This window comes from Cereibacter sp. Soil_C_27 (genome assembly GCF_057657095.1).
In genome coordinates this window covers 82,477-100,490 of the sequence record NZ_JBDGJD010000003.1, presented here as the reverse complement: position 1 = coordinate 100,490, position 18,014 = coordinate 82,477, and the positions used below count along the sequence as shown (strand labels likewise).

At 67.4% G+C, this 18,014-nt stretch carries 17 protein-coding genes; 2 read left to right on the top strand and 15 right to left on the bottom strand.

Annotation, left to right across the window (positions count from 1 at the left end; genetic code table 11):
• Positions 1-193 precede the first annotated feature (193 nt).
• A complete protein-coding gene (locus tag AC3A5Z_RS12600; RefSeq protein WP_487519694.1) occupies positions 194-856 on the top strand; it encodes a hypothetical protein in 663 nt (220 codons plus the stop codon).
• A gap of 138 nt (positions 857-994) precedes the next feature.
• On the opposite strand, the gene AC3A5Z_RS12595 is transcribed toward AC3A5Z_RS12600, so the two are convergent.
• From AC3A5Z_RS12595 to AC3A5Z_RS12550, 10 genes are all read right to left on the bottom strand, one after another.
• The gene (locus AC3A5Z_RS12595; RefSeq protein WP_487519693.1) at positions 995-1,882 is read right to left on the bottom strand and encodes an EamA family transporter; all 888 of its coding nucleotides are present in this window, start codon (positions 1,880-1,882) and stop codon (positions 995-997) included.
• Positions 1,883-2,215: 333 nt separating this feature from the next.
• Positions 2,216-3,961: a putative bifunctional diguanylate cyclase/phosphodiesterase gene (locus AC3A5Z_RS12590; protein ID WP_487519692.1), complete on the bottom strand. Its 1,746-nt coding sequence runs from the start codon at positions 3,959-3,961 to the stop codon at positions 2,216-2,218.
• Positions 3,962-4,318: 357 nt separating this feature from the next.
• The gene (locus AC3A5Z_RS12585) at positions 4,319-5,323 is read right to left on the bottom strand and encodes an SIS domain-containing protein (protein ID WP_487519691.1); all 1,005 of its coding nucleotides are present in this window, start codon (positions 5,321-5,323) and stop codon (positions 4,319-4,321) included.
• A 27-nt stretch (positions 5,324-5,350) separates the two neighbouring features.
• Positions 5,351-6,292 carry an N-acetylglucosamine kinase gene (locus tag AC3A5Z_RS12580; RefSeq protein ID WP_487519690.1) on the bottom strand — a complete coding sequence of 314 codons (942 nt, stop codon included), beginning with the start codon at positions 6,290-6,292 and terminating at the stop codon, positions 5,351-5,353.
• Positions 6,289-7,392: an ABC transporter ATP-binding protein gene (locus tag AC3A5Z_RS12575; RefSeq protein ID WP_487519689.1), complete on the bottom strand. Its 1,104-nt coding sequence runs from the start codon at positions 7,390-7,392 to the stop codon at positions 6,289-6,291. Before AC3A5Z_RS12575 ends, AC3A5Z_RS12580 begins: the two co-directional genes overlap by 4 nt.
• Before the next feature lie 19 nt (positions 7,393-7,411).
• Positions 7,412-8,263 (bottom strand): carbohydrate ABC transporter permease, encoded by an 852-nt coding sequence (locus AC3A5Z_RS12570; protein WP_487519688.1) that lies wholly within the window; start codon positions 8,261-8,263, stop codon positions 7,412-7,414.
• A complete protein-coding gene (locus tag AC3A5Z_RS12565; protein ID WP_487519687.1) occupies positions 8,260-9,150 on the bottom strand; it encodes a carbohydrate ABC transporter permease in 891 nt (296 codons plus the stop codon). Before AC3A5Z_RS12565 ends, AC3A5Z_RS12570 begins: the two co-directional genes overlap by 4 nt.
• A 97-nt stretch (positions 9,151-9,247) precedes the next feature.
• Positions 9,248-10,504: an ABC transporter substrate-binding protein gene (locus AC3A5Z_RS12560; RefSeq protein WP_487519686.1), complete on the bottom strand. Its 1,257-nt coding sequence runs from the start codon at positions 10,502-10,504 to the stop codon at positions 9,248-9,250.
• A gap of 116 nt (positions 10,505-10,620) precedes the next feature.
• Positions 10,621-11,751: an ROK family protein gene (locus tag AC3A5Z_RS12555; protein ID WP_487519685.1), complete on the bottom strand. Its 1,131-nt coding sequence runs from the start codon at positions 11,749-11,751 to the stop codon at positions 10,621-10,623.
• 423 nt (positions 11,752-12,174) lie between these two features.
• A complete protein-coding gene (locus AC3A5Z_RS12550; RefSeq protein ID WP_487519684.1) occupies positions 12,175-13,563 on the bottom strand; it encodes an aminotransferase-like domain-containing protein in 1,389 nt (462 codons plus the stop codon).
• A gap of 201 nt (positions 13,564-13,764) precedes the next feature.
• Between AC3A5Z_RS12550 and AC3A5Z_RS12545 the strand changes: the two genes are divergently transcribed.
• A complete protein-coding gene (locus AC3A5Z_RS12545; RefSeq protein WP_487519683.1) occupies positions 13,765-14,127 on the top strand; it encodes a DUF983 domain-containing protein in 363 nt (120 codons plus the stop codon).
• A 208-nt stretch (positions 14,128-14,335) separates the two neighbouring features.
• Here the strand turns inward: AC3A5Z_RS12545 and AC3A5Z_RS12540 are convergent, their stop codons facing one another.
• The 5 genes from AC3A5Z_RS12540 to AC3A5Z_RS12520 all read right to left on the bottom strand — a co-directional run bounded on the left by AC3A5Z_RS12540 (position 14,336) and on the right by AC3A5Z_RS12520 (position 17,952).
• Positions 14,336-14,461, bottom strand: a complete 126-nt coding sequence (locus AC3A5Z_RS12540) for a hypothetical protein (RefSeq protein ID WP_487519682.1) — start codon at positions 14,459-14,461, stop codon at positions 14,336-14,338.
• 63 nt (positions 14,462-14,524) lie between these two features.
• Positions 14,525-15,457 (bottom strand): DMT family transporter, encoded by a 933-nt coding sequence (locus tag AC3A5Z_RS12535; RefSeq protein WP_487519681.1) that lies wholly within the window; start codon positions 15,455-15,457, stop codon positions 14,525-14,527.
• A gap of 200 nt (positions 15,458-15,657) precedes the next feature.
• Positions 15,658-15,858 carry a hypothetical protein gene (locus AC3A5Z_RS12530; protein ID WP_487519680.1) on the bottom strand — a complete coding sequence of 67 codons (201 nt, stop codon included), beginning with the start codon at positions 15,856-15,858 and terminating at the stop codon, positions 15,658-15,660.
• 13 nt (positions 15,859-15,871) lie between these two features.
• A complete protein-coding gene (locus AC3A5Z_RS12525) occupies positions 15,872-16,111 on the bottom strand; it encodes a hypothetical protein (protein ID WP_487519679.1) in 240 nt (79 codons plus the stop codon).
• 110 nt (positions 16,112-16,221) lie between these two features.
• Positions 16,222-17,952 carry a bifunctional helix-turn-helix transcriptional regulator/alpha/beta hydrolase gene (locus AC3A5Z_RS12520; RefSeq protein WP_487519678.1) on the bottom strand — a complete coding sequence of 577 codons (1,731 nt, stop codon included), beginning with the start codon at positions 17,950-17,952 and terminating at the stop codon, positions 16,222-16,224.
• Positions 17,953-18,014: the final 62 nt, after the last annotated feature.

The following is an 18,014-nucleotide window of genomic DNA, read 5'->3' as shown; positions in this document are numbered from 1 at the left end:
GACTTGGCGGTCGCGCGTGATGCTCAACCTCCTCGGTCGAAGCCACCGAAAATTCGCGGGGTTCAAGCTCCCACAAGCTCAACCCTTTGTGACCTCGGGGGATTCTTCGTTCATTGCTGCATCCGTTCGTCTGCCTCAAGGTTCCTCAAGCATAAGGCCTGCGCAAGCCGATGCTCATCATGAGGAGAACCCCATGGATTCCAGCCAGGATGCATCCCGCCCTGCCCCATGTTCAGCCGCCGTGCCGCGGCTCGAGGGCTTGGGCGCGGCAGGGATCATGCTGACGCGCCGCCCTGCGCGACGCCTGCACGGTCGTCTTCCCGCCCTTGCCCTGATCGGTTGCATGGCGGCGACGCAGGCTGCGGCGCAGGCGGAGGCTCCTGTCGGCCCGGGCGGCACCGGGAGCGGTCTTCCGACTGCCGAGGAGATCTGGCGCCATCTGCCGGGCCGGGAAAGACAAGCTGATGATCCGCAACCCCACACCGACAGCGTCGCCACGCCGGATACAAGGCCTGCGGCGCCGGAGGCGAGGCCTGTGCCAACGGAATCGATGACGGCGCCCCAGACCGCGCTGTCACGGACCAGGGTCGTGATCCATCATGCCAGTTCCGAAGGCCCCGCAAGATCGCAGGAGCTTGCCCGCCGCCTCCGCGATGCCGGAGCTGGCGAGGTGGAGGTTCGCACTGTCGATTTCGGGATCGACAGGCAAAGCATCCGGTATTTCCACGAGGCGGATCGAGCTGTTTCGGAAGCTTTGGGAAAGGTGGTCCGTCGGGATCGCAGTGGCGGTGTAGATGATTTTACCCATTTCCGCCCCCTGCCGAGCAGAGGCACGGTCGAGATCTGGCTGCCCTGACCCGGTCACGGGAGGCTGGTGCATCCGCTGCAGACAAGGTTTCCCGGGCACTTGAACCGCATCTGCATGCGACGCCGGTCACTCCCGCGATACGGCTGCAAATCTGCCTGCAGGGGCGGTCTGACATCCGCTCGGTGGCTACAGCAGCAGCACCAGCACGAAGATGCTGGCGCAGATCAGCAGGATGCCAGCCCCCTCCTTGACGCTCAACCGTTCGCGGAACACCAGGAACGAGACCAGCACGGTGAAGACCATCTCGATCTGTCCGAGGGCGCGGACATAGGCGGCGTTCTGCAAGGCGAAGGCGAAGAACCAGAACAGCGAGCCCAGCATCCCGGTGACGCCGACCCAGATCGTCCGCCGCCAGGAGGCGAAGACGCGGGTCAGTTGCCCCGCCTCGAAAAGGCGCATCCAGAGGCCCATCGCGAGAGTCTGGGAGGTGGTGACGCAGGCCAGCGTGACGATGGCGCGCAGGAAGGCCGGGCCGTCGCCCAGCGTCAGCGTGGCGCCGCGGTAGCAGATCGCCGACAGTCCGAACAACCCTCCGGCCAGAAGACCGTAGACCGTGGCGCGCGACAGCAGTGGGCCGCCCTTGGCGCGGGTGGACATCATCAGCACGCCAAGAAAGCCGAGCGCGATGGCGAGCCACCCCTGCGGCGCGATCCGCTCGCCGAGCAGCACCACCGACCACAGCGCCACCTGCACGGTTTCGGTCTTGGTAAAGGCGATCCCCACGGCAAAGTTGCGCAGCGCCAGCAGCGCCACCGTCAGATGCGTGGCTACGATCTGCGCCAGCCCGCCGGCCAGGGCAAAAGCCCAGAACTCCACCCCGAGCTGCGGCATCCGCGCGCCGGTCACCGCCAGCACCCCCGCCGAGACGAGGATCGCCAGCGGCGCGCCGAAGACGAAGCGCGAGAAGGCGGCACCGCTGGTCGAGAGTCCCGCGGCCTTCAGCTGCTTCTGCAGCATGAACCGCAGGGTCTGCACCAGCGCAGCGGCAAGAGTGACGGGTATCCAGAGAGCCATGTCATCCGCAGTCAGAAAATCCGCCGCCTTGATGAGCCAGGACGCGGGGAGAGACAACAGCAAGACGACAGCGCGGGGCCTTCCCTTGCCACCGAAGGAACCCGGCCTGCCGCCTTGCATTTGCGGCTGGCCCAAAAGCGCAGGCTTCCGATAGGGCTGGGCGTCCTGGTGCGGTCTCGGAGATGCGGGCAGTCGCGGCGCGAAAGCGTTTGGCGAACCCGTTCGCCCTGGCCGGTCGCCCCTTGATCCTAGCGACCACCCCGCCGCCGTGCCACTGTGCTCCTGTTGCAGCACCGGCGTGGCGTCAGCGGAGGCGTTACGGTCGTGGGTTGCTCACTGCGGGGCCCGCAGCCAATCGGTGAAATCTTCGGCTTCCAGGGGACGTGCGAAGTGGTAGCCTTGTGCCTCCTCGCATCCCATGTCGCGCAGCAGGCGCGCGGTCGCTTCGGTCTCCACGCCTTCGGCGACGACGCTGTATCCCAGATCATGCGACAGGCCGATCATGGAGCGCACGAGCGTCCGGTCCCGCTCGCTCCGGTCCATGTCGATCACGAAGCTGCGGTCGATCTTCACGACATCGACCGGAAGCTTCTGGAGATAGGCGAGGCTGCTGTGGCCGGTGCCGAAATCGTCGATCGCCAGCCGGATACCCATGTCGGACAGCTCCTGCAGCCGGGTCAGAGCCTCGGCGGCGTTCTGCATGACGGCGCTCTCGGTCACCTCGAGCTCGAGCCGTCCGACCGGTATGTCGTGGCGCCTGAGTGCCTCCGCCACGGCGTCCACGAATCCGGGCTCCGTCAGGTTCGCCGCCGAGATGTTCACCGAGAGATGTGGCGCGAACCCCACGTGCTGCCAGAGGCGCAGCTGACCCAGGGCCAGACCCAGCACACGGGTCGTCAGCGCGGCCGCATGTATCGAGCGCTCGGCCATCGGGATGAAGTCATCGGGGGGGATGTTGCCGAACTCCGGGTGCTGCCATCTGAGCAGAGCCTCCGCGCCGAGGCATGCGCCGCTCCGCAGATCGATGCGGGGTTGGTAAACCAGCCGGAGTTGCCCCACGGCCTGCAGGGCGAGACCGAAGTCCTCCAGCAGATGATACCGGCGCCGGAAGATGGAGTCGGACTCGCGCGAGTAGAAGCCCATCAGCTCCGGCAGGTGTCGCGCATCCTGAGCCGCGCTGTGCATGGCCCGCAGCACATCGTGCGGCAGCATTCCGCGCCGCCCGATGCTGACGATCCCGACCGCGCAACTGCCCAGGGCAGCGTTCCTCGCGCTGGCGGCGTGGCGGCAGGCCTCGACCTCGGCGATGTGATCGTTCTGGTCGACCCCGGGTGCCGCGAGAAGGGCGAATTGCATGGGCCCGAGGTGGTAGATGAGACGATCCTGTCCAACGACCTGACGCAGGGCGAAAACCGCGACCCGCACGAGATCGTCGACATGGCCCGGCCCCATCACCCGGACATAGTCGCCGATCTGCTCCGCCGTGAGAAAATCGAGGAGCGCGGCGGTCTGCTCCGCCCCGCCTGGCTCGTTCGCAAGATCGGAAAGGTCTTCGAGGAACTGGTTCCGGTTCGGAAGGCCGCTCACCGGGTCCACGCGGCCGAAAGCGTGCTGCAGTTCGATCTGCGCCATCACCATCGCCGCCAGATCGGTCAGCGCAGTCACCTCGGCCTCGGTGACATCCCGTGGGTCGGGCCCGAGGACGCAGAGGGCGCCAAGGCCGAACCCTTCGCGGGTGACCAGCGGGGCGCCGGCGTAGAAGCGGGTTCCGTTGCGCCCCAGATGGCTGTCGGCATAATGCGCATCCTCCGCGAAGTCGCGGATCACAAGGAAATCCCTGGTCTCGGCCACCTGACCGCAGGGCGCCTTGTGCCGCGGGATCGACCGGTGATCGACCCCCACGCGGGACTTGAACCACTGCCGCTTGCTGTCGGTCAAAGAGATGGCCGCAATGGGCAACCCGAAGATCTGGGCGGCCATGCGCGCGATGCGATCGAAGCTCTCGCTTGATGGGGTGTCGAGGAGCCTGAGCTGGTGCAATGCAGCGAGGCGTAAGTCTTCCTGGTAGATCTCGACCATCGGCTCGCGACATCCTGCCTTCGTCATAAGTCTTGATATGCAGCGGCTTGCGGGGAATTCAACCGAAAGATGATACAGCCTTTGGCGGTGCTCCATCAACAGGACGTGTGAGCGGCCTGTTTCAACAGGTGCGGGGGGGTCATCCGGCGCGCAGAGGGCCACCGGCCATGATGCAGAGCCGGGCGCTGGCTGCTGGGCGATCTGAAGGAGCGGCTGGGGGCGTGACAGGAACGCTACCTTTAGGGCGGGTCTCGACCGCCACGCTTTGCGGGCGGTCGGACTTGCCGATGCTCGGGCGGCCCCGGGCCCGCCCGCAAGAGCGCCCGGCGGCGCGGTGGTCCGCCGCCGGGCGAAGTATCAGGCCGCTGCTTCGGCCTTCACCTTGGTGTCCTGCATCCGGTAGCGGAATTTCACATCGGTCAGGCCCGCCGCGTCGGACAGCTGCGCGGCGATCAGTTGCGGCGCGAGGATGTCCACGATGCCCTGCGCGATGAGATTGTCGCAGCGCGGCACCTGGATCACCGTCAGCAGCTCGCCATCCTGCACCGAGGCATCAGTGGTGACCAGCACGACCGGGCAGCCGATCCGCTCCACCTGCCTGGCCAGCTCGACCTCGCGCCCGTCGCCGATGATCAGGACTCCGGTCGTCGCGTCCATGGCTTCCAGCGGGCCGTGCAGGTAGTGCCGGGTGTCATACGCGGAGGCGGGCAGACGCGCCGCCTCGCGGATCAGGAGCGAGGCGCCGTCGGCCGTGCCGAGCGCCGCGCCCGCCCCGACGCAGTCGATAGCACGGCGGCTGGCAAAGAGGCTGCCGATGCGGTCCATCTTGCCGGCCGCACGGGTCAGCACATCGCTCACCACGGCGGGCAGATCGGCAAAGCTGTCGCCGCTGGCGCCCAAAAGGCGCTCGAAGAGCATTCCCATGCCCAGCAGGGTCGCGGTATAGCCGACGCTGGACGGGGTCGCGTCCTGCCCCTGCTGGATGGTCAGGTGGAAATCGGACACGCCGGCCAGCGGGCCGGAACCGTCCTTGCTGATGCCGATGCGGCGGGCCGAGGGCAGCTTTTCGAAGGCCATCACGGTCTCGATGCTGCGCCCGCCGGCGGAGAGGCCGACCAGCGTATCGGCAAGATCATGGCCCGCCGCAAGATCGCAGGCCCGGATCGCCACGCCGCGACGGCCCTTCGCCTGCAGCTCTGCCGCGCCGACGACGGCGGCGGCAAAGCTGGCTCCGATGCCGGTGACGCCGACCACCGACTGCAGCAGGCCCGACAGGTCAGCCGCGTCGAGCTGGCTGCGGACGGTGGCATGCGTGTCGGCCAGCGCCTCGGGCTGGCGGGCGATGGTGGATCTGTAACTCATGGCTGAGTTCCTTCTGCTTTCGGTTTGTCAGGAAAGGGCCGGCGTCACCAGATCGGCGGCGAGGCGGCAGGCCCCATCGACCGGATGGCCGTTGAAAAGATGCGGGGTGATCTGGCCCTCGCAGCGCCGGTCGACGGCGGCGACGAAGGCCTGCCACAGCGGCGGCTGCGACACGATCACGCTGCCCCCGGCCACGACATGCGATGCCGTGCTGCCCCGCACCTGCAGGTTCAGAACGAGGCCCGCCAGCGCCTCGGCCCCGGCGCGGATGACCGAGGCCGCCAGCGGCGAGCCCGCGCCACAGGCGGCGAAGACGGCGGGCGCATGCGCCCCGATGGCGGCCGCGGTGCCGAGGCCGGCCAGCGCGCTGCCGAGGCGCGGCACGTCGGGCTGGCCCAGCGAGGCATACATCAGCCGGATCAGCGGATCTTCGGTCGTGGCGCCGCCATCGAGCGCGAAGGCCACCGCGCGGGCCGCCTCGCGGACGAGGCCTGCGGCGCTGCCGTCGTCGCCGATCAGCCAGCCCCAGCCCCCGGCCGAGATCATGCGCCCCTCGGCATCGCGGCAGACGGCGATGGACCCGGTTCCCGCGACCAGCCCGATCTGGCCCACCCGGCCCATGGCCAGGGGCATCAGTTCGGCATCGTTCACCACCCGCAAGGGCAAGGAACTGCGCGCACGCAGGGCGGCGGCAAAGGCCTCGCATTCCGTGTCGTCGTCGCAGCCATGCGCGCCGATCCCGAGCGCTGCGACAGGGTCGTCCCCGACGAGCAGATGCACCTGCGCGAGAAGGCTCGCAGCATCCTCGGCCACATCCTTGCCGCGCCAGCTCTGGCTGGGCAGGACCGTCTCGCGCAGCTTGATCAGCCGGGATCCGTCCTGGCGTGCCAGACAGATCTCGGTCTTGGTGCCGCCGATATCGACGCCCACCACCGGGGCCCCTGCCCCGGAAGACGCTTGCAGCATCATTCCCGACCCCGCAGACGCGCACCGGCCTCGTCGAAGACAAGGACGCCGGCGGCGGGCGCGGCCACCCGGACCTCGTCCCCGAGATGGGCGGTGTGACGGCCCGTCCGCACCCCGATGCGGCTGTCGTCGGAGAGCTGCAGATGCAGGTAGGATTCCGCACCGAGATCCTCGATCAGCACGACACGGCCTGCAACCGCCACGGCATCTCCGGGCACTGCCTGCCCCGCCGCGACGACGGACAGCTGTTCGGGCCGGATGCCCAGGTCGATCCGGGCGCCAGGCACTGCACCGGCCGCGAGCGGCAAGGCGGCAGTGCCACCCGCGGCCAGATCGGCCTGCAGCCTGCCGGGCGCGGCGGCAGTGACGGTGGCCGACAGGAAGTTCATCTTCGGAGAGCCGACGAAGCCCGCCACGAACCTGTTGTCGGGATCGTCGTAGAGGTCGAGCGGGCGGCCGTATTGCTGGATCTTGCCGCCGCTCATCACCACCATCTTGTCGGCGAGGGTCATCGCCTCGACCTGGTCATGGGTGACATAGATCATCGTTGTGCCCAGCCGGTCGTGCAGCTCCAGGAGCTCGGCCCGCATCTGCACGCGCAGCTCCGCGTCGAGGTTGGACAGGGGCTCGTCGAACAGGAACACCCGCGGTTCGCGCACGATGGCACGGCCGATGGCCACCCGCTGCTTCTGCCCGCCGGAGAGCTGGCCCGGCTTGCGGTCCAGAAGCTTGTCCAGCCGCAGGATGGCGGCAGCCTTCTCCACCCGCTCCCTGATCAGCGCCTTGGGTTGATGCGCCATGCGCAGGCCGAAGGAGATGTTCTGGAACACCGACATATGCGGGTAGAGCGCATAGGACTGGAACACCATCGCCGTTCCGCGCTTTGCCGGATCGACGTCGTTGATCACCTCGTCCTCGATGGCGATGGTGCCCGACGTGGGCGTTTCCAGCCCCGTTATCATCCGCAGGAGCGTGGATTTCCCGCAGCCCGAAGGGCCGACGAAGACCACGAACTCCCCCTTCTCGATCGACAGGTCGATGTCCTTGAGGACCGGATAGGACTCGAAGCTCTTGCAGAGGGATTTGATTTCAAGAAAGGCCATGGGTTCGTCTAGCTCCGGGTCAGCCCTTGGTGCCCGACATCGCAATTCCCTCGACGATCTTCCGCTGGAAGATCAGGAAGAACAGCAGCGGCGGCACGGCGGCAAGAAGGTTGGCGGTCATCACGACATCGACCGTCTGGTGCGAGAGGGGGGCGTTGAACATGCCCACGACCTGCCCGACGGTGTACATCTCGGGCGAGGTGGTCACGATCAGCGGCCACATGTAATTGCCCCAGGTCTGCATGAAGGTCAGGATGGCCAGCGTCACGAGCGCGTTGCGGCACAGGGGCAGGGCGACATGCCAGTAGATCTGGAAATGCCCGGCCCCGTCGAGGCGCGCCGCCTCGATCATGTCCTTGGGGATGGCGCGCATGAACTGCACCAGCATGAACAGGCCGAAGGCCGAGGCAAGGCCGGGCACGACCAGCCCCTGAAGGGAGTTCAGCCAGCCCAGCTCCGATGTCAGCAGATAGGTGGGGATGATGGTCACCGCCGTGGGCACCATCAGCGACAGCATCACGATGCCGAAGATCGGGCCCTTGGCCGGAAAGTCGAACAGCGCGAATTCGAAGGCGGCCAGTGATCCGAAGAACAGCACGCCGAGGATCGTCAGCAGCGCATAGGCTAGAGAGATCCCATAGGCCCGCAGATAGCCGGTCTGGGTGAAGATCATCTCGATCTTGCCGAGGCCTGCCGACAGCGAGGTGGGCCAGAGCCGCGGGTTGATGGCGACGGGCTCACCCGGCAGGGAGAAGACGACATTGATCATCCACCAGATCGGAAAGATCGTGATGACCGCGATCATGATGGCGACGGTCCATTTCAGGATGGTCCAGACCGAAAGGCGCGCGGAGGGTGTGAAGGTCGTCATCGACGGCTGCTCCATTTGCGGACCGCGAAGAGGATGGCGGTGACGGTGATGATGGCGATGGTCAGCAGGAAGCCGTAGGCGGAGGCGAGGCCGAACTGCACGCCGCCGAAGGCGCGGCCCATCATGTCCATCACCGGAAAGAGCAGCGCGCCACGGCGCCCGCCGTATTCCGAGAAGGAGGATCCGGTCAGGAGCCAGGGCGTGTCGAAGACCTGCATGGCCGAGATGACCGCGTAGGTCAGCACGAAGAACAGCACCGGGGCCAGCATCGGAATGGTGATGTGGATCACCTGCTGCAGCTTGCTGGCACCGTCGAGCCGGGCGGCCTCGTAGAGATCGGCGGGAATGTTCTTCAGCCCGGCGAGGATGATGACCATGTTGAACCCGGCCGAAACCCAGATGTCCACGGCGATCAGCGCGTAGAGCATGGTGCCGGTGTCGTTCAGGAAGCTGACGGGTTCTGCCCCGACCCAGCCCAGCATCATGTTCAGCAGGCCGAAGTTCGGCGCATAGATCCAGCGCCAGATGGTCGCCGCCAGAAAGGCGGGCAGCACCACCGGCAGGAAATAGGCATTGCGGAAGAAGTTCGCCCAGCGGCCCGTGAAGCTGTCGACCAGAAGCGCCAGGCAGAAGGCGACGGTCAGCCCCAGCGGCACCGTGATCACGATATACTGGGCCAGGTTCCACATTGCCCGCGAGAAGTCTCGGGAGCCCAGCAGCCTGGTGTAGTTCTCAAGCCCGACATAGACCGGCTCGCGCACGCCGTTCCAGTCGTGGAAGCTGTAATAGAGGCCGCTGATGATGGGATAGAGAAAGAAGGTCCCGAACAGCAGCAGAAACGGCGCGATCATCAGAAAGTGGGGCAGGTAGTGGCGCAGGACTCGCATCGTTTCCCCATGAAGGTGCAGGCGCCCGGCGAAGGGCGGGCGGTCGGAAGGCCGGACCCCCCGCCGGCAATGCGGCGGGAGGCGGGGATGAGGGACATCAGCCGGCGATGCAGTCGTTCAGCTCGGCGATCATCTCGGCAGCGCCCTCCTCGGGCGTGAACTCGCCGTCGGCCGTTGCCGAGACATAATCGACCACCGTCGACTGGTAGCAGGCGGGCACCGGATGGATCAGGTAGGGCGGGCTCACATCCATGGTTGCCGCCACGGCGGCCACGGATTGCGCGATCAGCGGCAGCGCTGCCACATCCGCCTCGGCCATCGCGGCGTCGTTCGAGTTGTAGCGCGACAGCAGCTTTGCCCAGCGGGCCATCTGCTCCTTCGCCGTGATGTAGGTGGCGAACTCGAAGGCCAGATCGAAGTTCTCGCCCGGGGCGACGCCGACGATCTCAAAGTTCTTGATGCCGCCGTGCTTGTCGGCCGTTTCGCCGGGCATGAGCACGAAGTCGTATTTCAGCCCGGAATTGGCGGCGGCCTCGACATAGGTCGGGTTCACCCAGGGGCCGATGGTGTGGAAGGCCAGTTGGTTGGTCACGAACAGGTCCTTGGTGGCCTGATCGTTGCGGCTGGTGCCGGATGTCAGCGGCTGCATCGCCACGAATTTCTCGAGCACCGAAGCCATCACCTCCGGATCGATCCGGGTGGCTTTGGCCTCCCAGTCGATACCCCAGGTCGAGACATCGCCGGCGACGCCATACATTTCGGCGATCGAGTTGAAGACCAGCGCCTGATCGGGGACAGCGAACTTGCCCGCGGCCTTCACCTTCTCCATCTGCGCCAGCCACGCGTTCCAGTCTGCCGGCGGGGTCGCGGTATCGATCCCGGCCTCTTCCAGCACGGTCAGGTTGCGGAACAGCAAGGTGCCGTAGCCGGTATAGGGGATGCAATACATCTCCTCGGGGCGGGGCGAGCAGTTCTCGATCGCGCCTGCGTTGAATTGGGCGCGGAAGTCCTCGGGCATTGCCATCCATTTCTCATGGATGTTCGCCAGCGCGCCGACATCGGCAAGCTGGGCGCCGACGCCGATGCCGTTCATGAACACGTCCGGCAGGTTGCCGCTGGCCGCGCCTGCGATCTGCCCGGCGGTCAGATCGTCATCTCCCTTGCCGACAATGTTCACGGTCACGCCGGGATGGGTTTCCTGGAATTCCGTGATGAACTCCTGCTGCAGCGCCAGTGCATCGCCCTGCGCGAAATCGGAATAGACCCAGTATTCGAGGGTCTGCGCGCCAGCGGCGGTGCCCCCAGCGGCCAAGGCCAAGGCAAGCAGGCTGGAAGCGGTGTTCCTGACGGTCATTGATCTCTCCTGTCGTCATCCCGTCGACGCGTTCATCGGTCGACCTCAATTATTAGGCAGCTTAACAAACAAAGTCGGTCGAGCAAGTATTTTTTGCGCGGCAGGGATCAAAGTTTTCAGGAGGTGCCGAGAAGGCTGGACAGGGCGCGTTCGACGGCAAGACGCTCTGCCCCGAGAACGGTGGCCTCGGCGGCAAGCGTGCTGGTGGTGATCTCGGCCGGAAAGGCAAGGCGGTGGACGACCTCTTCCACCTTCGGCCGCAACAGCGGCGAGGCGCCATATCCCCCGCCCAGCACGACGAGCCCGGGGTCGATCACGCTGACGCAGATCGCGATCACGGCGCCGATCTCCGCGGCATGGCCCTCGACATGCCGCAGCGCGACCGGATCGCCCTCGCCCGCGCGGGCCAGCAGCTCGTAGGTATCCGCAGGCGGGGAACCCGACGTGGCGGGCCAGTCGGCCCGAACGCGGGACATGAAGGCCTCGGTTCCGATGTAGCGCTCCACCTCGCCGGGCACCGGCGTGAGCCCCGGCGCGAAAGGAAAGGTGATATGGCCGATCTCGCCCGCCGCGCCATTGACGCCGGGCAGGATCTGGCCGTTCAGCATCAGCCCAAGGCCGATCTTCACCCCCACCTGCAGGAAGGCGAAGGTCTGCCGCCCCTTGGCCGCGCCATAATGGTATTCCGCCACCGCCGCACAGTTGACGTTGTTCACCAGCGTGCAGTCGACCTCCGGCGGCGGCGTGAAATTGGTGTAGATCACCTCCTGATCGGTGGCGGCCGTGTCGCCCTCCGGCCCGACGACCCGGGTGGGGATCGCGATCGCCATGGCCCGCAGCGGGCCCCAGGCGGCCTCGGTCTTCTGCAGGGCCTCGGCCACGGCGGCGGCCACCACACTGCTGATCTGGGGCGTCAGCGAATACTGGCTTTGTGGCAGCGGGTGCAGGCTGGAATGCAGCAGCCGCCGGTCCAGCGTGGACAGCCGGAGACGGATATGCGTGGAGCCCGCATCGACCGCGATCACATGCCCCGCATGGGTGGCCACGCGATATTCCACCGCCCGGCGGCCCATCCCGCCCTGCACCGAGCCGATAGGTTCGACCACGCCCGCTGCCATGAGCTCGGACATGGCCGCCGACATGGTGGGCCTCGACAGGCCGAGATCCTGCCCCAGCTGCGGGCGCGTCGACGGCCCCCGCTCGACAAGAGCATGCAGGACGGCAAGCGCGCTGCCGGTGAGGGTCAAGGGTTTCCGTAGCAAGCGGCCTCACAGCGATCAGAACCAGCGAAAGCCCGCTTCTAGACCTATTCCGGCAGCGGAACCAGTCATCACCACAGCCGGCAGACGACATCTGCCGTCTGGTTTGCACCGACCGGTAGACCATGCGGCGGATGGGCTGCCGTGAGATGGACATCCTTTCGCGTCTCGACCGGTGATGGAGCTGTCGGCCAGCGGCGTCGGTCCAGCCGAAGGGCGGCGCCATCGCGAGCGCCGCCCTTGTCAGACATCCATGTGGCGGTTCAGCGGGAGATCTCGATCCGCTGGCCATCGTCCAGCCGCGCCGTCTCGTCGAACTGGAACGCCCCGGCGTCCTCGATTTCGTCCGCGGTCATGGTGCTCAGCCGGAGGTCGTCCTGCCGAACAGCCTCGTAGCGCAGGGTCCGGGGCCTATCCGGCCCATGCCTCCTGTGTCAGGGCGTTGGTCAGGGCCATCAGCTCATCGCGCAGGCGATCGCGGCGGATCGGGCCGCCGAGGCAGACGCGGAGCGACTCGGTCGGCCGTCCCAGCACGGTGAAGGCGTCGGAGGGCATCAGGCCGATGCCGCGCCCCGACATGCGCCCCATCACATCGGCGCGGGCAAGCCCTGCCGGCAGGTGCAGCCAGACGCTGAAGGCCTGCGGATCGCTGTCGAAGTCGGAGCCGTGCAGGACATCGGCAGCGATGGCCTGCCGCGCCGTGCTCTCGCTTCGGACGAAGGCGCAGATCCGGTCGGCGGTGCCCGCCTCGATCCATCGGGTGACCAGCGCGGTGGAGAGCGGGGACGCCATGACGCTCGTCGTGCGCAGCGTCTGCGCCAGAAGCGAGGCCGAACGGCTGTCGGGCGCCACGGTGAAAGCGAGCCGCAGCCCCGCGCCAATGCATTTCGACAGCCCGGCTATATGCCAGACGAGGCCGGGCAGCAGCTCGGCAAAGCCCGGAACCGCGGGCTGCCGCAGGAAGCCATAGGCGTCGTCCTCGATCAGGGCGAGCCGGCGGTGCGCCAGCACCTCGGCGATCTGCCGCCGTCGTCCGGGCGGAAGGCTGCGGGTGGTCGGGTTGTGCAGGGTCGGGTTCAGATAGAGGGCCTTGGGCGCATGCCGGTGGATCGCCTCGTCGAGCGCCTCGGGCAGGATGCCCTCCGCATCCTCCGCCACGCCGATCAGGACCAACCCCAGCCGGGCGCAGAGCGAGCGGATGCCGGGATAGGTGACGGCCTCGCACAGGATCCTGTCGCCGGGGCTGGCGATGTTGGACAGGATCGCCAGCATCGTGGCATGCGCGCCGGGCGTGATGGCAAGCTGGTCCAGCCCGGCGGCGATGCCGCGGCGCGCGAGCCACCCCCGGGCGACCTCGCGGTCGTGCGGGCTGCCGGTCGTGGCCTGATAGCGCAGCAGGCCGACGAGATCGGGGCCGAGGGCGGCAAGCCCCGCGGCCATTTCGGCGGTCAGTGCGGGATCATCCGGTTCGGGGGGCAGGTTCATCGAAAGGTCCTGCTCGACCGGGCGGCTGAGGTGTACGGCGGGGCCGGGCTCGACGCGGGTGGGAGCGGGAGCTGCCGTGCGGACAAAGGTGCCGCGACCGACATGGCTTTCCACCAGACCGCGCCGCGCCGCCTCGGCATAGGCGCGGCTGATGGTGGTGAAGTCCAGCCCCAGCTGCTCGGCCAGCTTCCGCTGCGGCGGCAGGCGATCGCCGGACGTGAAGACCCCGCGCCGGATATCCTGCGCGATGACGTCAGCGATCTCGATGTATCGCGGCTTGCCGCTCGCGGTGAGGGTCGGCATCCAGTTGGTCATGAGGGTTCTCCGCCGCGCCTAATTGATGGCATTGTATGTATTGCGGATGGCAGGATCAAGCGCTGTGACATCCGGCGCGCGGCCGAAGATGCTTCATTTGCCTCGCCTCCGCCTATGCGGTCGCTCTGTCGCCGCACAATCAATCGATGATTGATGGCATTGGCGACCGGATGTATGATGCATGCAACATAGGAGCATCCGATGGATCTGACGATTCGAGAGTTGAAGCCTGCCCTGAAGCGCGGCCTGCGCAATCGCTGCCCGAACTGCGGCGAAGGCAGGATCCTGTCCGGCTATCTCAAGGTCGCCCCGGAGTGCGCGGTCTGCGGTCAGAGCTTCACGGCGCAGCGGGCGGATGACGGGCCTGCCTATCTTACCGTGCTGATCGGCTGCCATGTCGGCGGTTTCCTGCTGCACGGCCTCTTCGTGCACACCGACCTGTCGCCGCTGCAGAACGCGACGATCACCGGCAGTGTGGTGACCCTCGTCAGCCTTGCGCTGCTGCCGCGCTTCAAGGGAGCGATGATCGCCTGGCAATGGGCCTCGCGCCTGCATGGGTTCTGACGGTCAGGCGACCGTTCGCCGCTCCCTTTTTTGCACAGAGGTGCGACCAGACAAGAGAGAGTTGGAACCCGATAGGGGATCAGATTGGGGAGGCCAACCGGACCGCCCGTGTCCGACGGCTGGCTGTCTTGGGCCGCGTGCCCGGCACCCTGACAAAGCGACGCGAAAATTACGATCCTACCTGGCATCGCAATCAGCAACGCCCCGATCAGCCCGCGCAAACCGACGGCGGTGAAAGGGCGAGATGAGCGAGCACGGTCTTCTGCGGAATGTTTCCCAAGCCCCAGCAGGCTGCGGCAAGGATCAACATCAGATTTGCTTGCAGCCGGGTCATGGTTTCACTTCAGGCAGGGGACCGGATCGCGGCGGCCGCCGCGCCGGGGGCACCCGCTTCCGGTCATCCCGCACGGCGCTCGCCCCGGAACAGCAGCGCGAGCGCGAGGAGCAGGAGAAGGGTCCCGGCCCAGTCCCAAGGCCCAAGACGCTCGCCGAGGAGGAGGAAGGCCAAGGCGACGGCGCAGGCCGGTTCCAGGAGCATTGTCGTGACTCCCGCCGCGGTCGTTCGCACCAGGCCCATGCCCCGGGTGTAGAGGAGGTAGGCCATCGCCGAGGGCACGATGCCGAGGTAGAGGATGGCGGGCCAGGCCTGCCAACTCGCGGCCACCCGTGCGACGTCTCCGATGGCCAAGGGCAGGAGAAGCGCGCCGCCGATGGCGAAGCCTACGGCGGTGACCACCATCGGCGGCGCGGAGCGCTGCACCAGGAGACGACCGAGCACGGTCACGAGTGCCCAGGCCATGCCTCCCGCGAGGCCTGCTCCGGCCCCGACCGGGTCCAGCGTGCTCAGGTTCCAGGGGTCGGCAAGCACGCCCGTCAGACAGGCCACACCGGCAATGGCTGCCACCGAGGCCAGCAGGACTCCCGCGGGCGGGTGCTCCTGCAGGACCAGTCGCGCGATGGCGGCAGCGAACAAGGGGCTGGTGCCCACCGGGATCAGGGTGCCGACAGCGACGCCCAGATGCTGCACCGCTGTGAAGAAGGCGATCTGGTAGCAGGCAATCATCGCCCCGAAAAGCACCGCCAGCGGCGCGTGGCGCCGCTCCAACCGGCTGCCCCTTCTGCCCAGGAGCAGAAGCGCGGAGCAGAACAGAAGCGGCGCCCCGATGGTCAGGCGGAAGAAGCCGAGCGTGTGCGCCGGGATTGGCAGGTCCGAGGGGACGAAGCGCGACGCGATGCCGGTCGTGCCCCAGAGCACGGACGCCAGCACGACGAGGGCCAGACCGCTGTGCGGACGATGCGCGCGGGGGCGCGATGATTGGCTGGCACCCATGTCGGTGCCGTCTTTGACGGCCGCGGGAGCCGGCAGTCCCGCCCCTGCGTCAAGGTGCTGCGCTTGCGCGCACGGCTTGGCGGATGTGGATGAACGGGCCACGTCCTTCTGACTTCCGCGGCGCGGGGCCGTGGGGCCGAAGCGCCCCGTCCTGCCGGTCGCTTCAGGAAGGGCGGCCGGTGGCTCTGTCTGGATGCCGGTCACGTGCTGCGGCCCGGGCGCTGCTGCGCGCAGGTCCAGTGCTTGATCATCCAGATCGGATGCTCCTGCTGCCAGCGGGCAAGCTCGGGTTGCGCGGCCATCATGCAGGTCATCAAGGACAGGTTCGCAAACTGCAACGTCCTGTCTTCGCAGGTCGCGGGCTCTCCGCGGAGGCATGCCACGAATAGGAGTTCGATCATGATGCGGGCTCCGTCATGGTTTTGGTGAAGACGGGTTGGGCCCCTCGTCGAAGGCCGCCTGTCCGCCCGATGCGGCATCCATCAGGCCGAGGTCGATCAGCAGATGGCGTGGCACATGGCTTGTCTGTTCCCCGGCCCGATCCGTCGAGGCGTCGCGCAAGCGGCTCTGCAGCGGCGACAAGGGGGGTGGGTCCAGCAGTCGTCTGGCAAGGCCCGTCAGCAGACGAGCCGAGCTCAAAAGCATCGGAAGCATCTCGCAACCTCCCGTGTCCCGGGCCGGCGTCCCGTGACGCGGTCCCTGGCCCATTTCAGCGCAGCGGTCTGGAAACGCATCCATCAGATGATGGACGGCCCTGCATCGGGTCAGATCGGCGGGAGTTTTCTTGTTGTCGGCCCCTGATCCTCGGCCATGCGGCACAGCAGGGCGAGCACGTCGTCCCAGCAGGTGTAGAGGACAAGCTGGCCCGCCTCCTCGACTCCGAGAAAACGCCAGCCGGGATAGCTCTCGGCCATGGCCCGGGCGGTGTCATAGGGGTTGTTGCCGTCCTGCCTGCCGTGCAGCAAGGTCACCGGACAGGTGACATCGCCGAGGTCGCGAGGCCAGTCATGGTGGAAGCGGCGGAGCTCGGCGCAGAGCGCTCCCTCGGACTCGCGCCCGGGGCCGTAGAGGTAGGTGAAGCCGGCCATCCAGGCGTCGAAGATCGCGGGGTCGTCCAGAGCCGCCAGATCGGCGGGCGAGCGCATGTTCGACCGGGCGTGGTTGCCGAGCCCGGAGCGGATCATCCGGGCGCGGAGCAGCCGGATCAGGAAGGGCAGAAGCTGCGGCGCGTGGCGGGCGCAGGCGCGGAAGAAGCGCCCGACGGGGTGAAGCTGGCGGTAATGCTCGGGCTGGGTGATCGGGAAGCCCGTGCTGATGCCAAGCACATGGGCGACCCGGCCCGCTTCCTGCCGCGCCAGTGCCAGCGCGATCCAGATGTCGTCCACCGGCGCCACTACTGGCGCGCGTTCGAGTCCCAAAGCCTGCATGACGGCGATCAGATCGTCCACCGCCACCTGCAGAACGTCGCGACCGGGAGGGGCCGGATCGCTTGGCCCGTAGCCGGCGCGGATCGGCACGATGAGCCGGATGCCCAGCCGCCGCAGATCCGCCTCGCCGGCGCGGGTTGGCGTGAAGAAGCCGAGCTGCGACTGGAGCCAGAGGATGGTCCGCCCCTGCGGGTCGCCGAAGCGCAGGATGGTCAGGCCGCGACCGTCGGGCAGCCGCACCTGGCGGCTTGGAGCGGCGACGAGGGCAGAGGGAGGCGGGCGGGCGCTGCGCTCGGCCTCCAGCGCCAGCGAGGCTTGCAGCAGCCCGGCCAAACGCAGCACTTCGGCCTGGGTCTGGGTGCCGGTCTTGCCGAGGATGGTGTGGATCTGGCTGCGGATGGTCGACTCGCGCCGGTCGGTGTCGCAAGCGATCTCGGCGACGGTGTCGCCCGCGAGAAGACGGCGCACCACGGCGATTTCGGCCTCGGTCAGGCCGAAGGCCCGGTCCAGTGCCGATCCCAGCGCTTCGGTCCATGGAAGCTCGCTCGACACCATCAGGACATGGCGCAGGCTCCTGCCGCCCTCGATGGGGCGGAGATGCACATGGAAGTCGCGCCGACCTTCGAGCGGACGGCAGCGCAGGATTTCGCCTTGCCCCATGGATCGAGACGCAACCCGCTCCAGCGCATCGGCCAGCGCATGGAGGTCTTCCTGCTCGAGGTTGATGCTGCGGACGGAGCCGCCGGGATAGAGCGCATAGGCCGTCCGGGCGGCCGGATTTGACGCCACCACGGCGCCGCTGGGAGCGAAGACGATGGCGGGACTCGGCACGGCGGCCAGATGGCTGTCGAGCTCCTGAAACTCGAAGGCATTGAGGCCGTCGAGGATGTCGATGGCCCTCTCGACATGGCGCAGGAAAGGCTCGCTCCGCATGTCGGCCAGGCGGAGGTCGAGATCATCCCCGGTTTCCGCGAGGCGGGCATCCCATTGCGTGATCAGCGCATCGAAGCGCTCCGGCCGGACCGTGGCCTCGTAGAGGTGACTGACGAAATCGTCTTCACTCCGCAACGAGACCTCCAGCTCTGCCGGATCGCCGCCCGGCCCAACGGGTTCCGCGAGAAGAGAGGCTT

Coding starts and splice junctions, on each gene's coding strand:
- AC3A5Z_RS12600 (WP_487519694.1), top strand. CDS start 194: ATGGATTCCAGCCAGGATGCATCCCGCCCTGCCCCATGTTCAGCCGCC.
- AC3A5Z_RS12595 (WP_487519693.1), bottom strand. CDS start 1,882: ATGGCTCTCTGGATACCCGTCACTCTTGCCGCTGCGCTGGTGCAGACC.
- AC3A5Z_RS12590 (WP_487519692.1), bottom strand. CDS start 3,961: ATGGTCGAGATCTACCAGGAAGACTTACGCCTCGCTGCATTGCACCAG.
- AC3A5Z_RS12585 (WP_487519691.1), bottom strand. CDS start 5,323: ATGAGTTACAGATCCACCATCGCCCGCCAGCCCGAGGCGCTGGCCGAC.
- AC3A5Z_RS12580 (WP_487519690.1), bottom strand. CDS start 6,292: ATGATGCTGCAAGCGTCTTCCGGGGCAGGGGCCCCGGTGGTGGGCGTC.
- AC3A5Z_RS12575 (WP_487519689.1), bottom strand. CDS start 7,392: ATGGCCTTTCTTGAAATCAAATCCCTCTGCAAGAGCTTCGAGTCCTAT.
- AC3A5Z_RS12570 (WP_487519688.1), bottom strand. CDS start 8,263: ATGACGACCTTCACACCCTCCGCGCGCCTTTCGGTCTGGACCATCCTG.
- AC3A5Z_RS12565 (WP_487519687.1), bottom strand. CDS start 9,150: ATGCGAGTCCTGCGCCACTACCTGCCCCACTTTCTGATGATCGCGCCG.
- AC3A5Z_RS12560 (WP_487519686.1), bottom strand. CDS start 10,504: ATGACCGTCAGGAACACCGCTTCCAGCCTGCTTGCCTTGGCCTTGGCC.
- AC3A5Z_RS12550 (WP_487519684.1), bottom strand. CDS start 13,563: ATGACCAACTGGATGCCGACCCTCACCGCGAGCGGCAAGCCGCGATAC.
- AC3A5Z_RS12545 (WP_487519683.1), top strand. CDS start 13,765: ATGGATCTGACGATTCGAGAGTTGAAGCCTGCCCTGAAGCGCGGCCTG.
- AC3A5Z_RS12540 (WP_487519682.1), bottom strand. CDS start 14,461: ATGACCCGGCTGCAAGCAAATCTGATGTTGATCCTTGCCGCAGCCTGC.
- AC3A5Z_RS12535 (WP_487519681.1), bottom strand. CDS start 15,457: ATGGGTGCCAGCCAATCATCGCGCCCCCGCGCGCATCGTCCGCACAGC.
- AC3A5Z_RS12530 (WP_487519680.1), bottom strand. CDS start 15,858: ATGATCGAACTCCTATTCGTGGCATGCCTCCGCGGAGAGCCCGCGACC.
- AC3A5Z_RS12525 (WP_487519679.1), bottom strand. CDS start 16,111: ATGCTTCCGATGCTTTTGAGCTCGGCTCGTCTGCTGACGGGCCTTGCC.